18 protein-coding genes are annotated in these 21,481 nt (G+C 70.1%); 6 read left to right on the top strand and 12 right to left on the bottom strand.

Annotated features, from left to right (window positions below):
- Nucleotides 1–195: 195 nt before the first annotated feature.
- The 5 genes from JJI54_RS20390 to JJI54_RS20370 all read left to right on the top strand — a co-directional run bounded on the left by JJI54_RS20390 (nt 196) and on the right by JJI54_RS20370 (nt 5,498).
- Nucleotides 196–1,464: a family 1 glycosylhydrolase gene (locus JJI54_RS20390; protein ID WP_203074902.1), complete on the top strand. Its 1,269-nt coding sequence runs from the start codon at nt 196–198 to the stop codon at nt 1,462–1,464.
- Between the two features lie 279 nt (nt 1,465–1,743).
- Nucleotides 1,744–2,586 (top strand): transporter substrate-binding domain-containing protein, encoded by an 843-nt coding sequence (locus JJI54_RS20385; protein ID WP_203074901.1) that lies wholly within the window; start codon nt 1,744–1,746, stop codon nt 2,584–2,586.
- A 2-nt stretch (nt 2,587–2,588) separates the two neighbouring features.
- On the top strand, nt 2,589–3,905 hold the full coding sequence (locus JJI54_RS20380) for an ABC transporter substrate-binding protein (RefSeq protein WP_203074900.1): 1,317 nt from the start codon (nt 2,589–2,591) through the stop codon (nt 3,903–3,905).
- The gene (locus tag JJI54_RS20375; protein ID WP_203074899.1) at nt 3,898–4,689 is read left to right on the top strand and encodes a substrate-binding periplasmic protein; all 792 of its coding nucleotides are present in this window, start codon (nt 3,898–3,900) and stop codon (nt 4,687–4,689) included. Before JJI54_RS20380 ends, JJI54_RS20375 begins: the two co-directional genes overlap by 8 nt.
- Nucleotides 4,689–5,498: a transporter substrate-binding domain-containing protein gene (locus tag JJI54_RS20370; RefSeq protein ID WP_203074898.1), complete on the top strand. Its 810-nt coding sequence runs from the start codon at nt 4,689–4,691 to the stop codon at nt 5,496–5,498. Before JJI54_RS20375 ends, JJI54_RS20370 begins: the two co-directional genes overlap by 1 nt.
- 15 nt (nt 5,499–5,513) lie before the next feature.
- Here the strand turns inward: JJI54_RS20370 and JJI54_RS20365 are convergent, their stop codons facing one another.
- Nucleotides 5,514–6,218, bottom strand: coding sequence for a hypothetical protein (locus JJI54_RS20365; RefSeq protein WP_203074897.1), 705 nt, complete (start codon nt 6,216–6,218; stop codon nt 5,514–5,516).
- A 227-nt stretch (nt 6,219–6,445) separates the two neighbouring features.
- Between JJI54_RS20365 and JJI54_RS20360 the strand changes: the two genes are divergently transcribed.
- Nucleotides 6,446–7,531: a glycosyl hydrolase family 8 gene (locus JJI54_RS20360; protein ID WP_203074896.1), complete on the top strand. Its 1,086-nt coding sequence runs from the start codon at nt 6,446–6,448 to the stop codon at nt 7,529–7,531.
- A gap of 60 nt (nt 7,532–7,591) precedes the next feature.
- On the opposite strand, the gene JJI54_RS20355 is transcribed toward JJI54_RS20360, so the two are convergent.
- From JJI54_RS20355 to JJI54_RS20305, 11 genes are all read right to left on the bottom strand, one after another.
- Nucleotides 7,592–8,389 (bottom strand): FAD binding domain-containing protein, encoded by a 798-nt coding sequence (locus JJI54_RS20355; protein ID WP_203074895.1) that lies wholly within the window; start codon nt 8,387–8,389, stop codon nt 7,592–7,594.
- Nucleotides 8,390–8,401: 12 nt separating this feature from the next.
- Nucleotides 8,402–10,783 carry a xanthine dehydrogenase family protein molybdopterin-binding subunit gene (locus JJI54_RS20350; protein WP_203074894.1) on the bottom strand — a complete coding sequence of 794 codons (2,382 nt, stop codon included), beginning with the start codon at nt 10,781–10,783 and terminating at the stop codon, nt 8,402–8,404.
- Between the two features lie 96 nt (nt 10,784–10,879).
- On the bottom strand, nt 10,880–11,386 hold the full coding sequence (locus tag JJI54_RS20345; RefSeq protein WP_203074893.1) for a (2Fe-2S)-binding protein: 507 nt from the start codon (nt 11,384–11,386) through the stop codon (nt 10,880–10,882).
- Between the two features lie 108 nt (nt 11,387–11,494).
- Nucleotides 11,495–12,457, bottom strand: coding sequence for a Bug family tripartite tricarboxylate transporter substrate binding protein (locus JJI54_RS20340; protein WP_203074892.1), 963 nt, complete (start codon nt 12,455–12,457; stop codon nt 11,495–11,497).
- 117 nt (nt 12,458–12,574) lie between these two features.
- The gene (locus tag JJI54_RS20335; RefSeq protein ID WP_203074891.1) at nt 12,575–13,624 is read right to left on the bottom strand and encodes an ABC transporter ATP-binding protein; all 1,050 of its coding nucleotides are present in this window, start codon (nt 13,622–13,624) and stop codon (nt 12,575–12,577) included.
- Nucleotides 13,621–14,613, bottom strand: coding sequence for an ABC transporter ATP-binding protein (locus tag JJI54_RS20330; protein WP_164694376.1), 993 nt, complete (start codon nt 14,611–14,613; stop codon nt 13,621–13,623). The genes JJI54_RS20335 and JJI54_RS20330 overlap by 4 nt, the downstream gene beginning before the upstream one ends.
- 5 nt (nt 14,614–14,618) lie before the next feature.
- Nucleotides 14,619–15,566: an ABC transporter permease gene (locus tag JJI54_RS20325; protein ID WP_456305607.1), complete on the bottom strand. Its 948-nt coding sequence runs from the start codon at nt 15,564–15,566 to the stop codon at nt 14,619–14,621.
- Complete coding sequence (locus tag JJI54_RS20320) at nt 15,563–16,504, bottom strand: ABC transporter permease (protein WP_203074890.1); 942 nt, start codon at nt 16,502–16,504, stop codon at nt 15,563–15,565. The genes JJI54_RS20325 and JJI54_RS20320 overlap by 4 nt, the downstream gene beginning before the upstream one ends.
- A gap of 20 nt (nt 16,505–16,524) precedes the next feature.
- Complete coding sequence (locus tag JJI54_RS20315) at nt 16,525–18,126, bottom strand: ABC transporter substrate-binding protein (protein WP_203074889.1); 1,602 nt, start codon at nt 18,124–18,126, stop codon at nt 16,525–16,527.
- Between the two features lie 146 nt (nt 18,127–18,272).
- A complete protein-coding gene (locus tag JJI54_RS20310) occupies nt 18,273–19,856 on the bottom strand; it encodes an ABC transporter substrate-binding protein (protein WP_203074888.1) in 1,584 nt (527 codons plus the stop codon).
- Nucleotides 19,857–19,867: 11 nt separating this feature from the next.
- Nucleotides 19,868–21,445, bottom strand: a complete 1,578-nt coding sequence (locus JJI54_RS20305) for an ABC transporter substrate-binding protein (RefSeq protein ID WP_404817628.1) — start codon at nt 21,443–21,445, stop codon at nt 19,868–19,870.
- Nucleotides 21,446–21,481 lie beyond the last annotated feature (36 nt).

Raw genomic sequence — 21,481 nt, 5'->3', positions numbered from 1 at the left:
CCATGCTCTCCCCTGTCGTGGCACCCCCAGCCTGCCCCCGCCCGCCCCCGCTGCAAAGGGATCGCGCAACGGCACGCAGAATCCGCTTCACTCGATCGTGAGGAATATCGTACACAATACTCTGTGACCGGGTGGACCCCGGCGCCAGCCTGCCAAGCCCCCTTCCATCGGCTTCCCGCGAACGGACCCCGGCCCATGCTCGACGCCGCGATCAGCCTCGACGCTCCCCTCCGTCCCCAGCTCGCCCCGCATCATGGCTTCCTCTTCGCCACGGGGATCGAGAACAGTGCCCCCACCATCGAAGGCGGGCGCATCCGCCGCGACCAGCTGCGCGAATGCGGCCATTACGACCGCTGGCAGGAAGACCTGGCCCTGGTGAAGGAGCTGGGCTGCGACGCGCTCCGCTACGGCCCGCAGTTGCACACCACGCTGCGCGGCCCCGGCCTGCATGACTGGTCCTTCGCCGATGCCGGCTTCGCGGAGCTCAAGCGCCTCGGCATCCGCCCGATCGTCGATCTCTGCCATTTCGGCGTGCCGGACTGGATCGGCGACTTCCAGAACCCGGATTTCCCGCAGCTCTTCGCCGACTATGCCGGCGCCTTCGCCCGCCGCTTCCCCTGGGTCCAGCTCTACACCCCGGTGAACGAGATGTTCATTACCGCCGTCTTCTCCGCCCGCTATGGCTGGTGGAACGAGCAGCGGACGGATGACCGCAGCTACGTCACCGCCATCAAGAACATCGTCCGCGCCAATGTGCTGGCGATGCGGGAGATCCTGAAGCACCGCCCCGACGCCATCTTCATCCAGTCGGAATCGACGGAGGCCTTCCATGCGGAATGCCCCCGCGCCGTCCCCCACGCCGATTTCCGCAATGCGGAGCGCTTCCTGACGCTCGACCTCAACTACGGCCGCCGCGTGGACAGCGCGATGTACGAATTCCTGATGGACAGCGGCATGACGCGGGAGGAGTACCATTTCTTCCAGCGGGAAGCCCCGGCGCTGAAGCGCCACTGCGTCATGGGCAATGACTGGTACCAGACGAACGAGCACCTGCTGAACGCGGAAGGCCATGGCCGCTGGGCCGGCGAGGTCTTCGGCTACGACACGGTGACGCGCGACTACCACGCCCGCTACGGCCTGCCCGTGATGCATACCGAGACGAACCTGGACGAAGGCCCGCGCGGCGACGAGGCCGAGCATTGGCTGTGGAAGCAATGGGCCGGCATCCTCCGCCTGCGGCGCGAAGGCATCCCGGTGCTCGGCTTCACCTGGTACTCGCTGACGGACCAGATCGACTGGACGCATGCGCTGCGCATCCAGAAGGGCGATGTGAACCCGCGCGGCCTCTATGACCTGGACCGCAAGCCGCGCCGCGTGGGGCTCGCCTATCGCCGCCTGATCGAGTCGTGGCGCGAGGTGCTGCCGACGCAGAGCCTCTGCCTGCAGGTCCCCCTGGCGGCCTGAAGCATACTTGACAGGGTCACAACCCTGGATTGAGCACGCCCCCGCGCCAGGGGCGTGCGGCGGGGAAGCCAGTATTTTTACAACCCGTTGATCCAAAACGCTTTCTGGCGTTCCCGGTGCCTCCCCCCGCGATCCGGTGTCGCCGAACCGTCGGTATCGTCGCCGGTTTGATACCGATCAATTGCAGGTGAGTCGCGCGCCCCTTACAGTCCGCCCCGCACCGGTTGCGGGCAGCTCAAGGCCCCGACCGGCAGCCAAACCACTGCCGGACATGCCCGCTTGCGCCTGCCGACCACCATGCCAGGCCGATCCCCACGCCCCTTCGGCAGGCGCGTCCTGCTTCCGCTGGCCCTGCCCTTCCTCCTCCCGGCGCCCCGGGCGCATGCGCAGGCGGATGGCGACGGCTCCCTGGCCCGGGCCCGGGCGCGCGGCCGCCTGCTGGTCCTCAACGGCCCCGCCATGGCCCTGCCGGCCGAAGCCCGTGGCACCAGCTACCGGCTGCATGACCCCTACAACGCCGCCATCGCCGCGCTGATCGCGGAGGAACTGGGCCTGGCCTGCGAGGTCCTGTTCCAGACCGGCACCGGCATGCTGCCGGCCCTGCTCTCGGGGGAGGCCGACATCGCCCTCCCCACCCTGCTCACCCGGCTGAATGCCAGCCGCATCATGTTCTCCCACCCCCATGCCATGCTGGATGCGGTGATCCTCTCCGCCCTGCCCCGGCGGCTGCGCGGGGCGGATTCGCTGGCGGGGCTGCGGGTCGGGCTGCTCGAAAGCCACGCCCTGGCCTTCGGCAACGAAGCCGGGCTGCCCGACCACGCCCTGGTCACCCGCCTGGCCGACCTGCCGACGCTGGAGGAAGCCCTGCTGGCGCGGGAGATCGAGGCCGCCCTGCTGCCGGCGCCGCAGGCGCGCGCCCTGGTGGCCCGCAATCCCGGCTCTGGCCTCAGCGCCCGCTTCACGCTCAGGCTCTTCACCTATGCGGCGGCGGTCCGCTTCGGGGACCATGACCTGCTGCGGGCGGTGAATGGCTGCCTGGCGGAAGCGTTGCATGATGGCCGGCTGGCCGCGCTGTTCCGCCGGGAAACCGGGCTTCCCCTTCCCCCCCTCGCGCCCCTCTGACCATGCGCCTCTCCCGCCGCTCGCTCCTCGCCCTTGCCCCGCTGCTGATGCCGCGCGCCCCGCGGGCGCAATCCCCGGCGGGCATCGGCCGTCCCGTCACCCTCTTCGCCTGGTCGGCGGTGGATGCGCTGCTGCGCGCGGATATCGCCGCCTTCGAACGCGCCAGCCAGCGCCGCCTTCGCCTTCTCCACCTGCCCTGGGCCGCGTACCGGGAAGCCCTGGCCTCCCGCCTCATGGGGGAGGCGGAGATCGACATCTGCGCCATGTCCGACCTCTGGCTGCCGGAATTCGCCCATCGCGGATGGCTGGCGCCGCTCGACTCCCTGCCGGCGGCGGAGGCCATCGCCGCCGAGACGCGCCCCGCCTGCAACCAGGGCATGACCTGGCGCGGCCGCCGCTACGGCGTGCCCTACTACACCGACAGCATCGTCTTCCTCTGCAACCGCGCGCTGCTGGACCGCGCCGGGATCGCCGCCCCCCCGGAAAGCTGGGAGGCGCTGGTGGACCAGGCGCTGTTCCTGCAGCGCCGCGGCCTGGTGCGCCATGCGCTGGCCCTGCCGCTGGCCGACGATCCCTGGCTGATGGAGATCGTCACCGCCCTGGTCTATGCCTTCGGCGGCGCGCAGGCGGATGCCGACCTCAACCCGGTGATGCAGGACCCCGACCGCGGCGCGGTGCGCGCCATGGGCTTCCTGCGCGATGCCATCCACCGCCACGCCATCCTGCCCCCCGCCACGCAGCGCCTGGCGGAAACCGACGTGCTGGAAGCGATGGCGGAGGGCGAGGCCGCCTTCTGCCTCGCCCCCAGCTACCGCCTGCGCACGCTGAACGACCCCGCCCATTCCGCCGTGGCCGGCGCCATCCGCGTGGCGATGATGCCGCGCGGCGGCCCCCGCGGCACGCAGGAGAGCTGCGGCTGGGTCCGCTTCTTCGCCGCCACGCCCAGCGCGCTGGCCTCCGCCCCCCGCCGCGCGGGCGTGGAGGCGGTGCTGGCCTTCCTCGCCGGCCACGGGCCGGGCGACCGGCATGGCATGCAGAAGGCCCTGCTGCTGGAAGGCGGGCTTCCCTTCTGCGCCCTGCCGCTGCTGGAGGATGCGGCGGTGGAGGCCGCGCAGGATCGCTGGTCCGGCGACAGCGCCATCCTCCGCCGCCAGGCCGTGCTCGCTCGGCCGAAGGACCTGCTCGCCCCCTGGCTCAGCGACTGGAGCCGCGCCACCGCGCCGGATGTCACCGCCATGCTGGCCGGGCAGCAGGCGCCGGAGGAAGCGCTGTCCCGCATGGCCGCTGCCTGGTCCGCCCTCAAGGCCCGCCATGGCTGAGCCCCGGCGCCGCCGCCTGCTGGCCGGCCTCGCGGCGCTGATGGCCGGCGCCGGGCCGGCGCGGGCGCAGCCCTCCGCGCCGGTCCGCATCCCGGCGCTGCGGCGGCTGCGGGCCGGGATCGACCTGGAAGGCACGGCCACCGCCTACCGGGACCCGGCCAATGGCGCCGGCGGCATGGCGGTGGAGGTGGGGGGCCTCATCGCGGATGGGCTCGGCGTGCCGCTCGACCTGGTGCCCACCGCCGCCACCACGGCGGTCGCGGATCTCCGCGCCGGCCGCTTCGACCTGCTGCTGAACGCGCCGCCCCTGACGATCGAGGTCGCGCGCGAACTCCTCTACGCCGACCCCTATGCGGCGCTGGAACTCGCCGTGATCGCCCCGCGGCCGCTGCCGCTGCCCTCCATCGCCGCGCTGCGCGGCCGGCGCGTGGCGGCGCAGGCGGGGCCGGCCATGCGGCTGCTGCCGTCGCGCCTGCCGGTGGACCAGATGGAACTGGTCGCGGTGCCGGACCTGCCCTTCCTGGCCGCCGCACTGGCGGACCGGATGGTGGAAGCCGCCATCGTGACCTCCCCCGTCGCCACCCGCATCGCGACGCTGCATCCGGCGGTGGAGGTGAAGCTGACGCTCGGCATCGTCTGGCTCGCCCCCGCCTGCCGCTTCGGGGACCATGACCTGCTGCGGGCGGTGAACACCATGCTCTACATCGCGCGGCAGGAGGGTCTTCTCCAGCTGCTCCACCAGGCGGCCTATGAACGGCCGCTGCCCCAGCTGCCCTTCTTCTGATGCCCCCCGCCCTTCCCCGCCGCCTGCTGCCCGCCCTCGCCACCGGGCTGCTGCTGCCCCGCCCGGGCCATGCCGCCGGGGAGGCCACCGGCACGCTCGGCCGGGTCTTCCGCACCGGCATCCTGCGCGTCGGCGTCTGGCTGGAAGCGCCCCCCTGGGGCACCTACGACCATGACGGCACGCCGGACGGGGCGGAGGTGGCGCTGGCCCGCCTGCTGGCGCGGGACCTCGGCGTCCGCCTGCGGCTGCAGCGCCTGGCCGTCAGGGACCGCATCCCGGCGCTGGAGGAAGACCGCGTGGACATCCTGGCCGCGCTGGTCCCGGTGGTGCCGACGACGCGCCGCCACGTCGCCTTCGCCTCCCCGCATGGCGAGCTGTCCGTCACCGTCGCCACCACGCGGCGAAGCCCGGTGCGGTCCCTGGCCGAGCTGGCGGGGCTTCGCGTCGCGCTGCCCGACAACACCTTCGCGGCGGAGGAAGCGCGCACGCTGCTGCCGCCGGACACCACGCAGCTGCTGCTGCCCGACCTGATCGGCTGCATCGACGCGGCCGCGCATGGCCGCGCCGATGCCGCGGTCAGCTATGGCTGGCTGCTGCGGGACCTGTCGCTGTCCCGCCCCGACCTCGATATCGAACCGCGCTTCACGCTGACCCACGCGCATCATGCGCTCGCCATGCGGCTCGGCGACGGGGACCTGCTGCGCTTCGTGAACACCTTCCTCTTTCTCCGCGGCGCCGACGGCTCCCTCGCGGAGATCCACGAACGCTACCTGCGCGGCACGCCGGAAGTCGGCCCCGTCTTCCGGTAGCGCGCGCCGCCCGCGTCAGCGCTGCGGGCGGATGTTCAGCCGGCGGCGGACGGCGGCGAAGGACCCCTCCGCATCGACATTGGCGATCACCACGCCGACGCCGGTCGCGCGCGCATTCGGGTCGGCCATGCCGAAGACCGGCCGGTCCGGGGGATCCTGCGTCGCGATCACCTCGGTGGAGGGGCCATCGGCCAGGTCCTCGCGCCACCGCTGCCGCCACACCACCACGGACCCGCCGCGCACCTGTTCCGGCCACATCTCCGTCTGCAGCGCCGGGCCCATCGCCGTCGCCGCCTGTTCGAAGACCTGCGCCACGGTCAGCCGCGTATCCACCCGCTGATAGGCTTCGATGCGCGTCACCCGGTGCCCGCGCTGCGGATCGTTGATGAGGAAGACGCGGACCGAGGGGCAGACCAGCTGCGCGCCGCGCGGCATGCAGTCGTCATCGTCCGGCACCGCCAGGATCAGCCGGCTGAGCCCATCCGGCGGCAGGTCCCGCTGCTGGTCGATCACCAGACCGCCGTCGAGCAGCACGGCAATCGCCTCCGCCGCCGACATGTCGAGCTCCACCTGCCGCGCGACGGAGAGCACGCGCAGCGCCGGGAAGCCTTCCGCGGCCGGGGCATCGGCCGGCGCCGCGGCATTGGGTTCTGCCGCGCGGGCGGAAGGCGCCTGCGCCCCCAGCAACACCAGCGCGACCAGCCAGGCAAGGCGAGGCATCCTGCTACTCCATGCGTGCCGTCATCTCTCGCAGCTTATCGGAAATCGTCCAGCGACAAATTGCGACATGGCAAGAGACCAGCAACAACCCAGGCTATTCGCTGGCCGCGAAATGCAGCAGGGTGGATCCTGCGATGTCGCGGAAAAAGCCGCTTTCGGCCAAGGCCCCCGTCCCAGCTTCCGATCGACTGAGGGACGCCGTTGCCAGCGGGCGGCGCCGCCTGCTGATGCTGGCCGCCGCCGGAACGCTGGCGCTGGCCGCCACCCACAGCCGCGCCCAGCGCCCGCCCGCCGCCCGCGGCGCATCCGCCCCCGAAGCCCCCACCGGCATCGGCACGGCGCAGGAGGATTGGACCGAATTCCGCCGCCGCTACCTGCTGGCCGAGGGCCGCGTCGTCGATACCGGCAACCGCAACGTCTCCCATTCCGAGGGCCAGGGATACGCCATGCTCGCCGCCGTCCGGGCGGATGACCAGGGCAGCTTCGGCCGGATGCTGGGCTGGACGCTGGCGAACCTGAAGCGGCGGGAGGACAATCTCTGTTCCTGGCGCTTCCAGCCGGACCAGCAGCCCAACGTCACCGATACCAACAATGCCAGCGATGGCGACCTCTTCATCGCCTGGGCGCTGCTGGAAGCGGGCGCGCGCTGGGCGAATGCCGATTACCGCCGCCGCGCCATCGCCATCGGGCGGGACCTGCTGCGGTCCTGCGCCGTGCAGGTCAATGGGCGCTGGATGCTGCTGCCCGGCGCCTACGGCTTCCAGGGGCGCTCCCGCACCGTGCTCAACCTGTCCTACTGCGCCTTCCCCGCGCTCCGCGCCCTGGGGCGGGAAATCGGCGACCCCGTCTGGGGGCGGCTGGAGACGGATGGGCTGGCGCTGCTCGGCCAGGCGCGCTTCGGCCGCTACGGCCTGCCGCCGGACTGGCTGGAAATGCGGGCGAATGGCGACATCGCCCCGGCGGAGGGCTGGCCGCCCCGCTTCTCCTTCGACGCGGTCCGCATCCCGCTGAACATCGTCTGGGCCGGGCAGGCGGAACATCCCAGCGTGCACGCCGCCGTGGCCTTCTGGGCCGATCCCGACCACCGGGCGATGCCGGCCTGGACCGACCTGCGCACCGGCTATCCCGCGCCCTACCCCGCCCATTCCGGCATCGTCGCCGTGGCCAGGCTCGCTATCGCCGCCGTCCTGACCCGGGGCGATGCGGCCGTCATGCCCCGCATCGGATCGGCGCCCGACTACTACGCCGCGGCGCTGACCATGCTGTCCCGCATGGCCTGGCGGGACCTGCAGCTGACCCCCGCCATGCGGTAGGCACGAAAAAGGGGGACGCCTGGCGGCGCCCCCCGTCTCTCAGGCCCGCGGGACGCGGGTTCAGCTGGCGTCGACGACCGCGCGCTTGGCCATCACCGTCACCAGGTGGGCGCGGTATTCGGCGCTGCCATGGATGTCGCCGTTCATGCCGGACGGATCGACCTTGATCCCCGCCACGGCATCCGCGGACCAGTTGGCCGACAGCGCGGCCTCCATCGCCGCTTCGCGGAACACGCCATTGTTGCCCGCGCCGTTCACCGCCACGCGCACGCCGGCCGGGCCCTTGGCCACGAAGACGCCGGCCATGGAGTAGCGGCTGGCCGGGTTCTTCATCTTGGCGTAGCCCGCCTTCTCCGGCACCGGGATGTGGATCGCCGTCACCAGCTCCCCCGCCTCCAGCGCCGTGGCGAACATGCCCTGGAAGAAGTCGTCGGCGCTGATCGTGCGCCGGTCGGTCTGGATCGTGGCGCCCAGCGCCAGCAGCGCCGCCGGATAATCGGCGGAGGGGTCGTTGTTGGCGACGGACCCGCCCATGGTGCCGCGGTTGCGCACCTGCGTGTCGCCGATGCTGGCCGCCATCGCCGCCAGCGCCGGGATCGCCGCCTTCACCTCCGCGGAGGTCGCGACCTCGTAGTGCTTCGTCAGCGCGCCGATGACGATCTTGCCCCCTTCCCGCTTCACGCCGCGCAGATCGGCGATGCCGGAGAGGTCCACCACGGAGGTCGGCTTGTTCAGCCGCAGCTTCAGCGCCGGCAGCAGCGTCATGCCGCCGGAGATGGCGCGCGCATCGGGATCGGCGGCCAGGATCTTGACCGCATCGGCCACGGAGGACGGCTTGTGGTATTCGAAATCATACATGGCTCTCGTCCCTCACTCGGCCGCCAGGCGGTGGCCGTGGATGATGTTCCAGATCTTCGCCGGCGTCGCCGGCATCTCCACATGGTTCACGCCGAAATCACGCAGCGCGTCAACCACGGCATTCATGACGGCGGGCGGCGACCCGATCGCCCCCACCTCGCCACACCCCTTCACCCCCAGCGGGTTGTGCGTGCAGAGCGTGGTGTGCGTCGCGACCGAGACCGGCGCCAGGTCATCGGCGCGCGGCATGGTGTAGTCCATCATCGACCCGCTGATGAGCTGCCCTTCCGCATCATAGACGGCCGCTTCCAGCAGCGCCTGGCCGATGCCCTGGGCGACGCCGCCCTGCACCTGGCCTTCCACGATCATCGGGTTGATGACGCGGCCCACATCGTCCACCGCCGTGAAGTTCACCATGGAGACCTTGCCCGTCTCCGTGTCGATCTCGACTTCCGCGATGTGGCAGCCGCCGGGATAGGTGAAGTTCTTCGGGTCGTAGAAGGCCGTCTCCTCCAGCCCCGGCTCGATCTCCTCGATCGGGTAGTTGTGGGGGACATAAGCGGTCAGGCTGATGTCGGTCAGGGACTTGGTCTTGTCCGTCCCCGCCACGCGGAAGGTCCCGCGCTCGAACTCCACATCCTCGACGCTGGCTTCCATCAGGTGCGCGGCGATGCGCTTGCCCTTGGCGATGATCTTGTCCATCGCCTTGTCCATCGCGCTGCCGCCGACGGCCAGCGACCGGCTGCCATAGGTGCCCATGCCGAAGGGCACCTTGGCGGTGTCGCCATGCACGATGTCCACATTGGCGATTGGCACGCCGAGCTTGTCCGCCACCAGCTGCGCCAGGGTCGTCTCATGCCCCTGGCCGTGGCTGTGCGTGCCGGTCAGCACCGTCACGCTGCCCGTCGGATGCACGCGGATGGTGCCCACTTCGTACAGACCCGCCCGCGCGCCGAGGCTGCCGACGACGGCGGAGGGCGCGATGCCGCAGGCCTCCAGGTAGGTGGAGATGCCGATGCCGCGCAGCTTGCCCTTCGCCTTCGCCGCTTCCCGCCGTGCCTCGAAGCCCGCCCAGTCCGCGGTCTTCAGCGCCTCCGCGAGGGTCGAGAAGTAGTCGCCGCTGTCGTATTGCAGCGCGACCGGCGTCTGGTAGGGGAAGGCATCGACCGGGATGAAGTTCTTCTTGCGGAACTCCACCCGGTCCATCCCGATCTCCCGCGCCGCGACGTCCATCAGCCGCTCGAGCAGATAGGTCGCCTCCGGCCGCCCGGCGCCGCGATAGGCATCGACCGGCACGGTATGGGTGAAGACCGCCTTCACCTCGGCATAGATCACCGGCGTCGTGTACACGCCCGCCAGCAGCGTGGCGTAGAGGTAGGTCGGCACGCAGGGCGCGAAGGTGGAGAGATAGGCCCCCATATTGGCCAGCGTGTGCACCTTCAGCCCCAGGATCTTTCCGTCAGCATCCAGCGCCAGCTCGGCCGTGCTCACATGGTCACGGCCATGCGCGTCGGACATGAAGCTCTCGGTGCGGTCCGCGGTCCACTTGATCGGCCGCTTCACCTTGGCCGAGGCCCAGGTGACGATCGCTTCCTCGGCATAGTGGTAGATCTTGCTGCCGAAGCCGCCGCCGACATCCGGCGCCACGACGCGCAGCTTGCTCTCCGGGATCGCCAGCACGAAGGCGCCCATCAGCAGCCGGATCACATGCGGGTTCTGGCTGGTGGTGTAGAGCGTGTAGTCGCCGCTCATGGAATCGTATTCGCCGATGGCGGAGCGCGGCTCCATCGCGTTCGGCACCAGGCGGTTGTTGGTGGTGGAGAACTTCACCACCTTGTGGGCCTTGGCGAAGGCCGCATCCGTCGCCGCCTTGTCGCCGATATGCCAGTCGTAGCAGAGGTTCCCCGCCACGCCGTCATGCACCGCCGGCGCACCGGGCGCGATCGCGGCCTCCGTCGTGGAGACGCCGGGCAGCGGCGCGTAGTCCACCACGATGGCCTCCGCCGCATCCCGCGCCTGGGACCGCGTCTCCGCCACCACCACGGCGACGGGATCGCCGACATGGCGGACCTTGCCCTCCGCCAGCACCGGGTGCTTCGGCTCCGCCATCGGGGAGCCATCCTTGTTGTGGATCTGCCAGCCGCAGGGCAGGCCGCCGATGGCCGCCATGTCCGCGCTGGTGAAGACCGCCAGCACCCCCGGCATGGCCTTGGCGGCCGCCGTGTCGATGCCGTTGATGGTCGCATGCGCATGCGGGCTGCGCAGGATGAAGGCGTGGGTCTGGCCCGGACGATTGATGTCGTCCGTGTACATGCCGCGACCCTGCAGGAACCGGAAATCTTCCTTGCGGCGCACGCTGGCGCCAATGCCCTCGAAGGGCTGCACGACGTTCATGAACCTATCCTCCCCGTTGACGTGCAACAGGCTGGCCCGCCGCCGCGCGGCCCTCTCCCGGGGCCTTGGCGCGGCGGAGCACCCAACCGGCGAAGACTATTCCGCGGCGGCCGGCGCCAGCGCCGCGGTGCGGCCCTGCATCACATCGCTGGCAGCCGCGATCGCCTTGACGATGTTGTGGTAGCCCGTGCAGCGGCAGAGGTTGCCCTCCAGCCCCTCCCGGATCTCCTTCTCGGAAAGCCCGTCCGGATGCTTGTTCACCAGGTCGATGGCGGACATGACCATGCCCGGCGTGCAGAAGCCGCACTGCAGGGCGTGATACTCGCGGAAGGCTTCCTGCATCGGGTGCAGCGTGCCATCGGCCGCGGCCAGGCCCTCGATCGTCGTGATGGAGGCACCCTCGCACTGCACGGCCAGGATGGTGCAGGACTTGATGCTGTCGCCGCCCATATGGACGACGCAGGCGCCGCACTGGCTGGTGTCGCAGCCCACATGCGTGCCGGTCAGCCGCAGCTTCTCCCGCAGCAGTTCCACCAGCAGCGTCCGGGCCTCGACCTCGACCGTGTGCTTGGTGCCGTTCACCGTCAGACTGACCTGCGGCATCGCGCCTCTCCCCAGATTCCATTGGCCAGCCCCGGAACAGGGGCCGCTCCCTGGGGGAGAGAGTCGCCCTCGCCCCGCCGAACGTCAAGCGGCAGGCGAGGCGCCTTCCTACTCCACCCGCGCGCCGGAGGCCCGGATCACCGGCGCCAGCTGCGCCTCCGAAGCCCGCCGGAAGGCGGTGAGCTCCTCCGGGGATTGCCGCCAGGCGCCGGCGCCGTTCTCGGCCAGCCGCGCATTGAAGGCCGGGTCGTCCAGCACCTGTGCCGTCAGCGCCGACAGCCGCGCCACGACCGGCGCCGGCAGGCCCGCCGGCCCGACGACGCTGCCCCAGGAGGTGATGTCGAATCCGGGCAGGAACTCGGCCATGGCCGGGATTTCCGGCGCGAAGGGGCTGCGGCGCAGGCTGGTCACCGCCAGCGCCCGCGCCTTGCCGGCCCTCGCCGTCGCCAGGCTCTGCGGAATGTTGTCGAAGATCATGTGCACCCGTCCGGCCATGACATCGATCTGCGCCGCGGCGCCGCCGCGATAGGGCACATGCACCATGTCGAGCCCCGCCATCTGCCGGAACATCTCCCCGGACAGGTGCACGGTGGTGCCGGATCCCGGGCTGGCGAAGGTGTACTGCCCCGGTGCCCGGCGGATCACCTCGATCAGCTCCGGCACCGTCCGCGCCGGCACGTCGTTGTTGAGGATCAGCAGGTTCGGCAGCTGCCAGAGCCCGCCCACATAGGTGAAGTCCCGCTCCACATCGAAGGGGATATCGGCCCTGAGCGTCGGCGAGATGGCGAGAGAGGAGACGGAGCCGAGGCCGATCACCGTCCCATCCGCCGGCGCCCGCGCGATGGCGAGCATCCCGATATTCCCGCCCGCCCCGGCCCGGTTCTCGACCACGAAGGACTGCCCGGTGATCTCCCCCAGCCGCGCGCAGTAGAGGCGGACCAGCGTATCCACCCCGCCACCCGGCGCGAAGGGCGTGATGAAGCGCACCGGCTGGCTCGGCCAGAGCGGCTGGGCGACCGAGAAATTCGGCAGCGTGGTGGCGGCCAGCAGGCTGCGGCGGTTCACGAACATGGCGTCTCCCCCCTCTCCACCGGCCTTTGCCGGCCTGTTGAGAGGGGAGCCTGGCGCAACCGCCGCGCCCGGGAATCGCCTTGTTGCGGAGGAGAGATCAAATCTCCCCTCCCCGGCTCAGGCGCTGCCCAGTGCCAGAAGCTGCGCCCCCTTAGCGCCGGAGAGCGGGTTCTCCCCCGCCGGCCGGTCATGCAGGTGGCAGGCGGCGATATGCCCCTCCTCCAGCGCGTCGGCCACCGGCCGCAGCTGCGGCTCCTCCGTCCGGCAGCGGTCGAAGGCGTAGGGGCAGCGCGTGTGGAAGCGGCAGCCCTTGGGCGGGTTGATCGGGCTCGGCACATCGCCCTTGAGGATGATGCGCTCCCGCGCCGCGCCCGGCATGGGCACCGGCACGGCGGAGAGCAGCGCCTCCGTATAGGGATGCTTCGGCGCCCCGAACAGCGACCGCTTGGGCGCCACCTCCACGATCTTGCCGAGGTACATGACCGCGACCCGGTGCGTCATGTGCTCCACGATCGCCAGGTCGTGGCTGATGAACAGCATCGCCAGGCCAAGCTCGGCCTGCAGGTCCTGCAGCAGGTTGACGATCTGCGCCTTCACCGAGACGTCGAGCGCCGAGACGGCCTCGTCGCAGATGATCAGGTCGGGCTCGCCCGCGAGCGCCCGCGCGATGCCGATGCGCTGGCGCTGGCCGCCGGAGAATTCATGCGGCCAGCGGTTGATGGCATCCCGCGGCAGCCGGACCTTGTCCATCAGCCCTTCGAGCCGCTTCTCCAGGTCCGCGGCATCCTTGGCCAGCCCGAAATTGCGGATAGGCTCCGCGAGGATGTCCCGCACCTTCATGCGTGGATTAAGGCTGCTGAAGGGGTCCTGGAACACCACCTGCATCTTCCGCCGCAGCGGCCGCAGCGTGCCGTTCGGCATGTCGTCGATCCGGTCGCCGCCCAGCACCACCTGGCCGGCCGTCAGCGGAAACAGACGCAGCAGCGCCTTCCCCACGGTGGACTTGCCGCAGCCGGATTCGCCCACCAGCGACAGCGTCTCCCCCTTCGCGATGTCGAAAGAGACGCCGTCCACGGCATAGACATAGCCCGTCGTGCCGCCGAGGAAGCCGGCCTTGATCGGGAAGTGCTTCTTGAGGTCGTTGACCTGCAACAGGGGCTGGCTCATGCCGCGACGACCTCCTCACGCAGCGCATAGTGGCAGGCCGCGACATGGCCTGGCGCCTTCTCCTCCAGCGCCGGGGCGTATTGCGTGCAGAGATCCGTCACCTTCGGGCAGCGGGAGGCGAAGACGCAGCCGGGAATCTTCTTCTTGAGGCTCGGCACCAGGCCGGGAATCTCCGCCAGCCTGGTCTCCTCCCCGGTCAGGGACGATCCCAGCTTCGGCATCGAACCCAGCAGCCCCTGGGTGTAGGGGTGCCGCGGGTTGCGGAACAGCGGCCCGACGGCCGCCTCCTCCACCTTGCGGCCCGCATACATGACGATCACGCGCTCCGCGACCTCGGCGACGACGCCGAGGTCATGGGTGATCAGCACGATGGCCGCGCCGACGCGGTGCTTCAGGTCCCGCATCAGCTCCAGGATCTGCGCCTGGATCGTCACGTCGAGCGCCGTGGTCGGCTCATCCGCGATCAGCAGCTTCGGGTTGCAGGCCAGCGCGATCGCGATCATCACGCGCTGGCGCATGCCGCCCGAGAGCTGGTGCGGATATTCCTTCACGCGCCGCTGCGGCTCCGGGATGCCGACGAGCTTCAGCATCTCCACCGCCCGGTCCTCCGCGGCTTGCGCGGACAGGCCCTGGTGCAGGCGCAGCGTCTCCCCGATCTGGCGGCCGACCGTCAGCACCGGGTTCAGGCTGGTCATCGGCTCCTGGAAGATCATGCTGATCTCGTTGCCGCGGATCGCCCGCATCTCCTTGTCGGAGGCGTCCAGCAGATTCTTGCCGTTGAACCGGATGGCGCCGGCGATCTTGCCGGGCGGCTCCGGGATCAGCCGCAGGATGGACATGGCGGTGACCGACTTGCCGCAGCCGGATTCGCCGACGATGGCGACCGTCTCCCCCGCATTGACGTGGAAGTTCACGCCATCCACCGCGCGGTTGATGCCATCCGGCGTGCGGAAATGGGTCTGCAGGTTTTCGACTTCGAGCAGGGCCATGGTGATCAGAGCCTCTTGGCCATGCGGGGGTCGAGGGCGTCGCGCAGGCCGTCACCCAGCAGGTTCACGGCGAGCACGGTGATGGAGAGGAACACCGCGGGGAAGAAGACGATGTAGGGCTTCACCTGCCACAGCGCCCGGCCTTCCGCCATGATGTTGCCCCAGGACGGGATGATGGGCGGCGTGCCGGCGCCGATGAAGCTCAGGATCGCTTCGGTGATCATGGCGCTGGCGCAGATATAAGTGGCCTGCACCGTCAGCGGCGCCAGCGTGTTCGGCAGGATGTGGCGCAGGATGATCATCGGCGTCCGCGTGCCGGAGGCGACGGCCGCATCCACATAGGGCTGCTCCCGCAGGCTCAGCACCACGCCGCGCACCAGGCGCGACACGCGCGGGATCTCCGCGATGGTGATGGCGAGGATGACGTTCCCCACGCTGCCCCGCGTCAGCGCCATCAGCGCGATCGCCAGCAGGATCGGCGGGATGGACATCATGCCGTCCATGAACCGCATGATGATGCTGTCCGCCAGCCGGATGAAGCCGGAGATCAGGCCGATGGTCAGGCCGATGACGGAAGCGCAGAAGGCGACCGAGAAGCCGACGGTCAGCGACACGCGCGCGCCATGCAGCACGCGCGAATAGACGTCGCGGCCCAGCATGTCCGTGCCGAACCAGAACTGCGCGGAGGGCTCCCGCGTCCGCAGCGCCGGCGCCAGCGCCGTCGGGTCCCGGTGCGCCAGGTAGGGCGCGAAGATGGCGATGCAGACCATCACCAGCACCAGGAAGCCGCCGATCGCGATGGTCGGGTTGCGGCGCAGGAAGCCGATGAAGCCCTTCTTGGCCTTCACCGCCGGCATGATGTCGCCCATCTCGGGGGCGACGTTCACGCCCGGTGGAAGGGCGTGGGGCTGAAGCGGGGCGGCGCGGCCGCCATCCATGGTCGCGGTGCTCAATACCGGATCCTCGGGTCGAACAGGGTATAGGCCAGGTCGATCGCGAGATTGACCAGCACGTAGATGAAGGAGAACAGCAGCACGACGCCCTGGATGACGGGGTAGTCGCGCCGCAGGATGGCATCCACCGTCAGGCGGCCGAGGCCCGGGATGGCGAAGACGCTTTCCGTCACGACGGCGCCGCCGATCAGCAGCGCGATGCCGATGCCGATGACGGTCACGATCGGCACCGCCGCGTTCTTCAGCGCATGCATGAACAGGATGGAACGCTGCCCCACGCCCTTGGCCTTGGCGGTGCGGATGTAGTCCTGCTGCAGCACCTCCAGCATCGTGGCGCGCGTGATGCGGGCGATCAGGGCGATATAGACGGACCCCAGCGCCACCGCCGGCAGGATCAGATTCTCCAGCCAGGGGAAGAAGCCGCGGCTGAAGGGCGTATAGCCCTGCACCGGCAGCCAATCGAGTTCGAGGGCGAAGACATAGGCCAGCACGTAGCCCACCACGAAGACGGGCACGGAAAAGCCCAGCACCGCGAAGCCCATCACCGCGCGGTCGATCCAGGTGCCCTGCCGCCAGGCCGCCACCACGCCCATCGGCACGGCGATGGAGACGGCCAGGATCAGCGTGACGATCATCAGCGACAGCGTCGGCTCGATCCGCTGCTGGATCATCGTCGCGACCGGCAGGTTGGTGAAGATGGACGTCCCGAGGTCACCCCGCAGGATGTCCCAGAGCCAGGCCCCGAACCGCACCAGATAGGGGCGGTCGAGGCCGAGGCTCGCCCGGATGCGCTCCACATCCGCCGGCGTCGCCTGATCCCCCGCGATCACCGCGGCCGGATCGCCCGGGGCGATGTAGAGAAGGGAGAAGACGAACAGCGCCACGATCGCCATGACGGGGATCGTGGCGAGGATTCGGCGGACGATGTAGGCGAACATCCGGGTACGCTTCCTTCAGATCAGGTCTTGCTGACGCCCCAGGCGAAGGGAATCGGCCCCTTCACGATGCCGGAGACGTTCCGGCGCCAGGCCTGGTAGGTCAGGAAGAAGCCGGTCGGGCAATAGACGACATTCTCCACCGCCGCGGCGTTCAGGCGATCGATCGCCGCCTTCTCCTCCGCGAGGCTGGATGCGGCAAGCCAGTTCGGCACCTCCGCCTCCACCGCCGGAACATCGGGCCAGCCGAACCAGGCGCCGTCGCCATTGGCGCGGACGGCGTTGTAGAGGATCGGGTTGATGGCGTCGGCGCCCGCATGCCAGGTGTGGAACATGGACCAGCCGCCCTGGCCGGGCGGGTTCTTCATCGCGCGGCGCTGGCCGACCGTGCCCCAATCCGTCGCGACGAAGTCCACATTCATGCCGAGCTTCTTCAGCAGATCCGCCGTCACGTCGCCCAGCGCCTTGGTGATGGGCTGGTCCTGCGCGACGATGCAGGTCACCGGCTCGTTGTTGTAGCCGGATTCGCGCAGCAGCTGGCGGCCGCGCTCCAGGTTCGCGGCCTTCATCATGGCGCCGCCGGCCTCGGTGTAGAGCGGCGTGTCCGGCGTGAAGAAGCCGCCCATCACCTTCCACAGGTTGCGGTCGTTGCCGACCAGCGCCGTCATGTAGTCTTCCTGGTTCAGCGCCGTCATCACGGCCTGGCGCACCTTCACGTTGTTGAAGGGCGCGTGCAGGTGGTTCATGCGGAAGGCGCCGATGTTGCCCAGCGGGTCGGCGATATCGACCGCGATGTTGCGGTTGCGGCGCAGCACCGGCACCAGGTCGGTGATCGGGTTCTCCCACCAATCCACCTCGCCGTTCTGCAGCGCGGCGGAAGCGGTGGCCGGGTCGGGCATCACGATCCATTCGACGCGATCGACCATCATGCGCTTGCCGCCGGCCAGCCAGCTCGCGGGCTCGTTGCGCGGCACATAGCCGTCGAAGCGCTGGAAGACGGCGCGCGCGCCGGGCACCCATTCGTTGCGCACGAAGCGCATGGGGCCGGAGCCGACATATTCGTTGATCTGCGTGAAGCTGTCGAAGCGCGTCGCGATCCGCTCCGGCATGATGAAGCACATCGGCGTCGCGTTCTTGCCCAGCGCCATCTTCATCTTGGTGAAGGGCGCGGAAAGCCGCCAGCGGATGGTGCGGTCATCCACCGCCACCAGCTCCTCGTTCAGCCGGCGCAGGATCTGGCCCATCGGGTCGCGCGGCATCCAGCGGACGATGGAGGCGACGACGTCCTTGGCCAGCACCGGCTCATTGTCATGGAAGCGCAGGCCGGTGCGCAGCTTGAAGGTCCAGGTCTTGCCGTCGGCGGAGACTTCCTCCCCCTCCACCATCTGGCGCTGCGGCTCCAGCTTGTCGTCGAAGCCGTAGAGCGTGTCCCACACCAGCACGGCGGCGTTGCGGACGACGTATTGCGTGCCCCAGATCGGGTCGAAATTGGCCAGGTTGGCCTGCGGCACGAAGCGCAGCGTGCGCGCATTGGCGCCCTGGGAGAGCGCCGGCGCGGCGAAGCCTCCGCCCGCCGCGACGGCACCCGCCGCCACACCGGCCTTGATGAACGACCTGCGATCCATTTGTAGCAACCCCCTGTTATGGGCCTGCCGCCCTTGTTGTGGGCAGAGTGCCTTATCCCTGTGCTGCGCGCCAGCACCCCCCGCCCGGGACTCGGCGGGAAGACGCGTTACGATGACAGGCGTCAGCACATCCCGTGCCAGCGCGGTCAGGCGCGGCGCACGCCCCAGAACAGCGCCGGCCCGCCCTTCACCACGCCCGTGATGCTGCGGCGATAGGCCATCAGCGGCAGCACCTGGCCGAGCGGCACGAAGGGCACTTCCTGCCAGACCACGCGCTGGATCTCCCGCGCGATGGTCTGTTCGGCGGCCAGGTCCGGCGCCTCGAACCACGCCTCGCGCAGCTCCTCCAGCCGCGGCAGCGTGGGCCATCCGGCCCAGGCATTGGCGCCATTGCCGCGAATCGGCATGTGGCTGCCGGGGACGGAGACATCGAGCCCTTCCCAGGTGGTGCAGAAGGCGCTCCACCCCCCCGCATCGACAGGCCCGCGATTGGTGCGCCGCTGGATATGCGTGCCCCAATCCATCGCCTGCAGATCGACGTTGAAGCCGATTCGCCGAAGCAGGTCGGCCGCGACCTCCGCCAGGTTCTGCAGCACCGGCAGGTCGGTGGCCGACAGCATCGCCACCCGTTCCCCGCGATACCCCGCCTCCCGCAGCGCCCGCCGCGCCGCCTCCAGGTCCCGCGGGCCGGAGAGGACGGAAAGCCCCTCGTCATTCGCCAGCGGCGTGCCGGGCGTGAAGACGCCGGCCGGCACGGTGGAGAGCGCGGGATCGGTCCCGATCGCCGCGTTCATGAAGGCGCGCTGGTCGACCGCCGGCAGCACCGCGCGGCGAATGGCCGGATTGTCGAAGGGCGGATGCAGGAAGTTGAAGCGCAGCACGCCGAGGTTGCCGGCGGTGTTCACCAGCTCCGCCTGGATCTCCCGGTTCCGCCGCAGCAGCGGCAGCAGGTCCGGCAGCGGCGTCTCCCACCAATCCACCTCGTTGTTCTGCAAGGCGGCGCTGGCCGTGGAGGGATCGGGCATGACGATCCACTCGACCCGGTCGAAATGCACCTGCTTGCCGCCCGCGAGGAAATCCACCGCCTCGCTCCGCGGCGCGTATTCGGCGAAGCGCTCATAGATCATGCGGTCGCCGGGCCGGAACAGGTCATGGCGGAAGCGATAGGGCCCGCTGCCCGTGTAGTCCGTGATCTGCGTGAAGGGGTCCGTGCGCGCCACGCGCTCCGGCATGATGGCGCAGATATTGGCCGAGGGTTTGCCCAGCGCGAAGGCAAGGCCCGGCCAGGCCTTCTTCAGCCGGATCTCGAAGCGCGTGTCGTCCAGCGCCGCGATGCCATCCATCAGCGCATCCAGGCGCTGCCCCAGCACATCCCGCTTCGCCCAGCGCTGGATGGAGGCGACGCAGTCCCGCGCCGTGACGGGCGCGCCGTCATGGAAGCGCAGGCCGGGCCGCAGGCTGATGACCCAGCGGCGCCCATCGTCGGAAATCTCGTGCCCCGCCGCCATCTGCGGCCTTGGCCGGAAATCGGAGCCGAGGCCGTAGAGCGTGTCGTAGATCATCAGTCCGTGGTTCCGCACGACGACGGCGGTGGACCAGACGGGATCGATGTTGGAGAGGTTGGCCTGCGGCACGAAGCGCAGCGTGCGCGCCTGGGCCTGCGCATCCGCGATGCGCGGCGCGGCCAGCGCCGCGCCCCCCAGCACCAGCGCCGAACGACGCGAAATCATGGGCACCTCCGTCAGGCCTTGCCGATGTTCCAGAACACGGTCGCCGGCGCGCGGAACACGCCGGTCAGGTTGCGGCGCCAGGCACTCGGCTGCCAGTAGTAGCCGAGCGGCAGGTAGTGCATCGTCTCCATCGCGCGCCGGTTCAGCGCCTCCGCGATCCGCCGGTGCTCCGCCGCATCGCCCGCCGCCACCCATTCCGCGCGCAGCCGCTCGATCTCCGCGTCATCCGGCCAGCCGAACCAGGCATTGGCGCCGTTCGTCCGCAGGAACAGATGCGTCACCGGCAGGGTCAGCGACTGGCCCGACGATGTCGTGTGGATGATGCTCCAGCCGCCGCGCTCCACCGGTTCCTTGCTCGCGCGGCGCTGGATCAGCGTGCCCCAGTCGGTCGCGACCACCTCCAGGTTCATGCCGAGCCGCTTCAGCAGATCCGCCGTCACCAGCGACAGCGCGTTGATCTGCGGGTAGTCGCCCGGCGCGATGAGGACGACCTTCTCCCCATTGTAGCCGGCGGCGGCCAGCGCGGCCTTCGCCCGGTCGATGTTGCGCGTCTTCAGGATCTCGCTGCCGGCCTCGTTCGCCATCGGCGTGTCGCAGGTGAAGACGCCCTCGCAGACGCCCCAGCCCGCGGGATCGGCGCCGGCGACGGAAGTCAGGTAGTCCCGCTGGTCCACCGCCATGGCGACGGCGCGGCGGATGGCGGGGTTGTTGAAGGGCGGGTGCAGCGTGTTGAAGCGCGCGATGCCGTAGGTGCCATCCATCAGCCGCTGCTGGATCACCAGCTCCCGGTTCCGCCGCATCAGGCCGAGCAGGTCGTGCAGCGGGTACTCCCAGTAATCCTGCTCCCCCAGCATCATCGCATTGGCGCTGGTCGCGGGATCGGTGATGACGGTCCATTCCACGCGGTCGATCCGCGGCACGCGGCCGCCGGCCAGGCCATCCACCGCCTCCTGCCGCGGCACATAGCCATCATGCTTCGCCCAGACGGATCGCTGGCCCGGGTTCCACTCATTCGGCAGGAAGCGGAAAGGACCGCTGCCCACGGCCTCCCGGATCTGCGTGAAGGCATCGGTGCGCGCGATGCGCTCCGGCATGATGAAGCAGGGGAACTGCGTCTGGCCGAGCGCCGCCAGCAGCAGCGGCACGGGGCGATGCAGCCGGAAGCGGAAGCGCCGGTCGTCCAGCGCCGCCACCTCCGCCACGAAGGGCTGCAGCACCTGCATGAAGGGATCGCGCTTCGACCAGCGATCGATGGAGGCGACGCAGTCCCGCGCCGTCACCCTCTCCCCGTCATGGAACACCAGGCCGGGGCGCAGCGTGAAGGTGACGGAAAGCCCGCCATCGGCCACCGCCCACCCCTCCGCCATCTGCGGCCGGATCTCGCCCTTGCTGTCCTGGGCGCAGATCTGGTCGTAGATCATGAAGGCATTGTTGCGCGTGACCACCGCCGTGGTCCAGACGGGGTCGAGCGAGGTGAGGTTCGCCTGCGGGATGACGCGCAGCGTTCGCGCGGCCCCTCCCTGCGCGCCCACCACGCTCGGCATCGCGACACCCGCGGCCGTCGCCGCCATCAATCCACGCCTGCCGATCATCGCCGCCTCCGTCACCGGGTTGCTGTCAGGCAC

The sequence above is a fragment of the Falsiroseomonas ponticola genome (assembly GCF_016805305.1).
GTDB lineage: Bacteria > Pseudomonadota > Alphaproteobacteria > Acetobacterales > Acetobacteraceae > Falsiroseomonas > Falsiroseomonas ponticola.
This window is presented reverse-complemented; position numbering and strand designations above follow the sequence as displayed.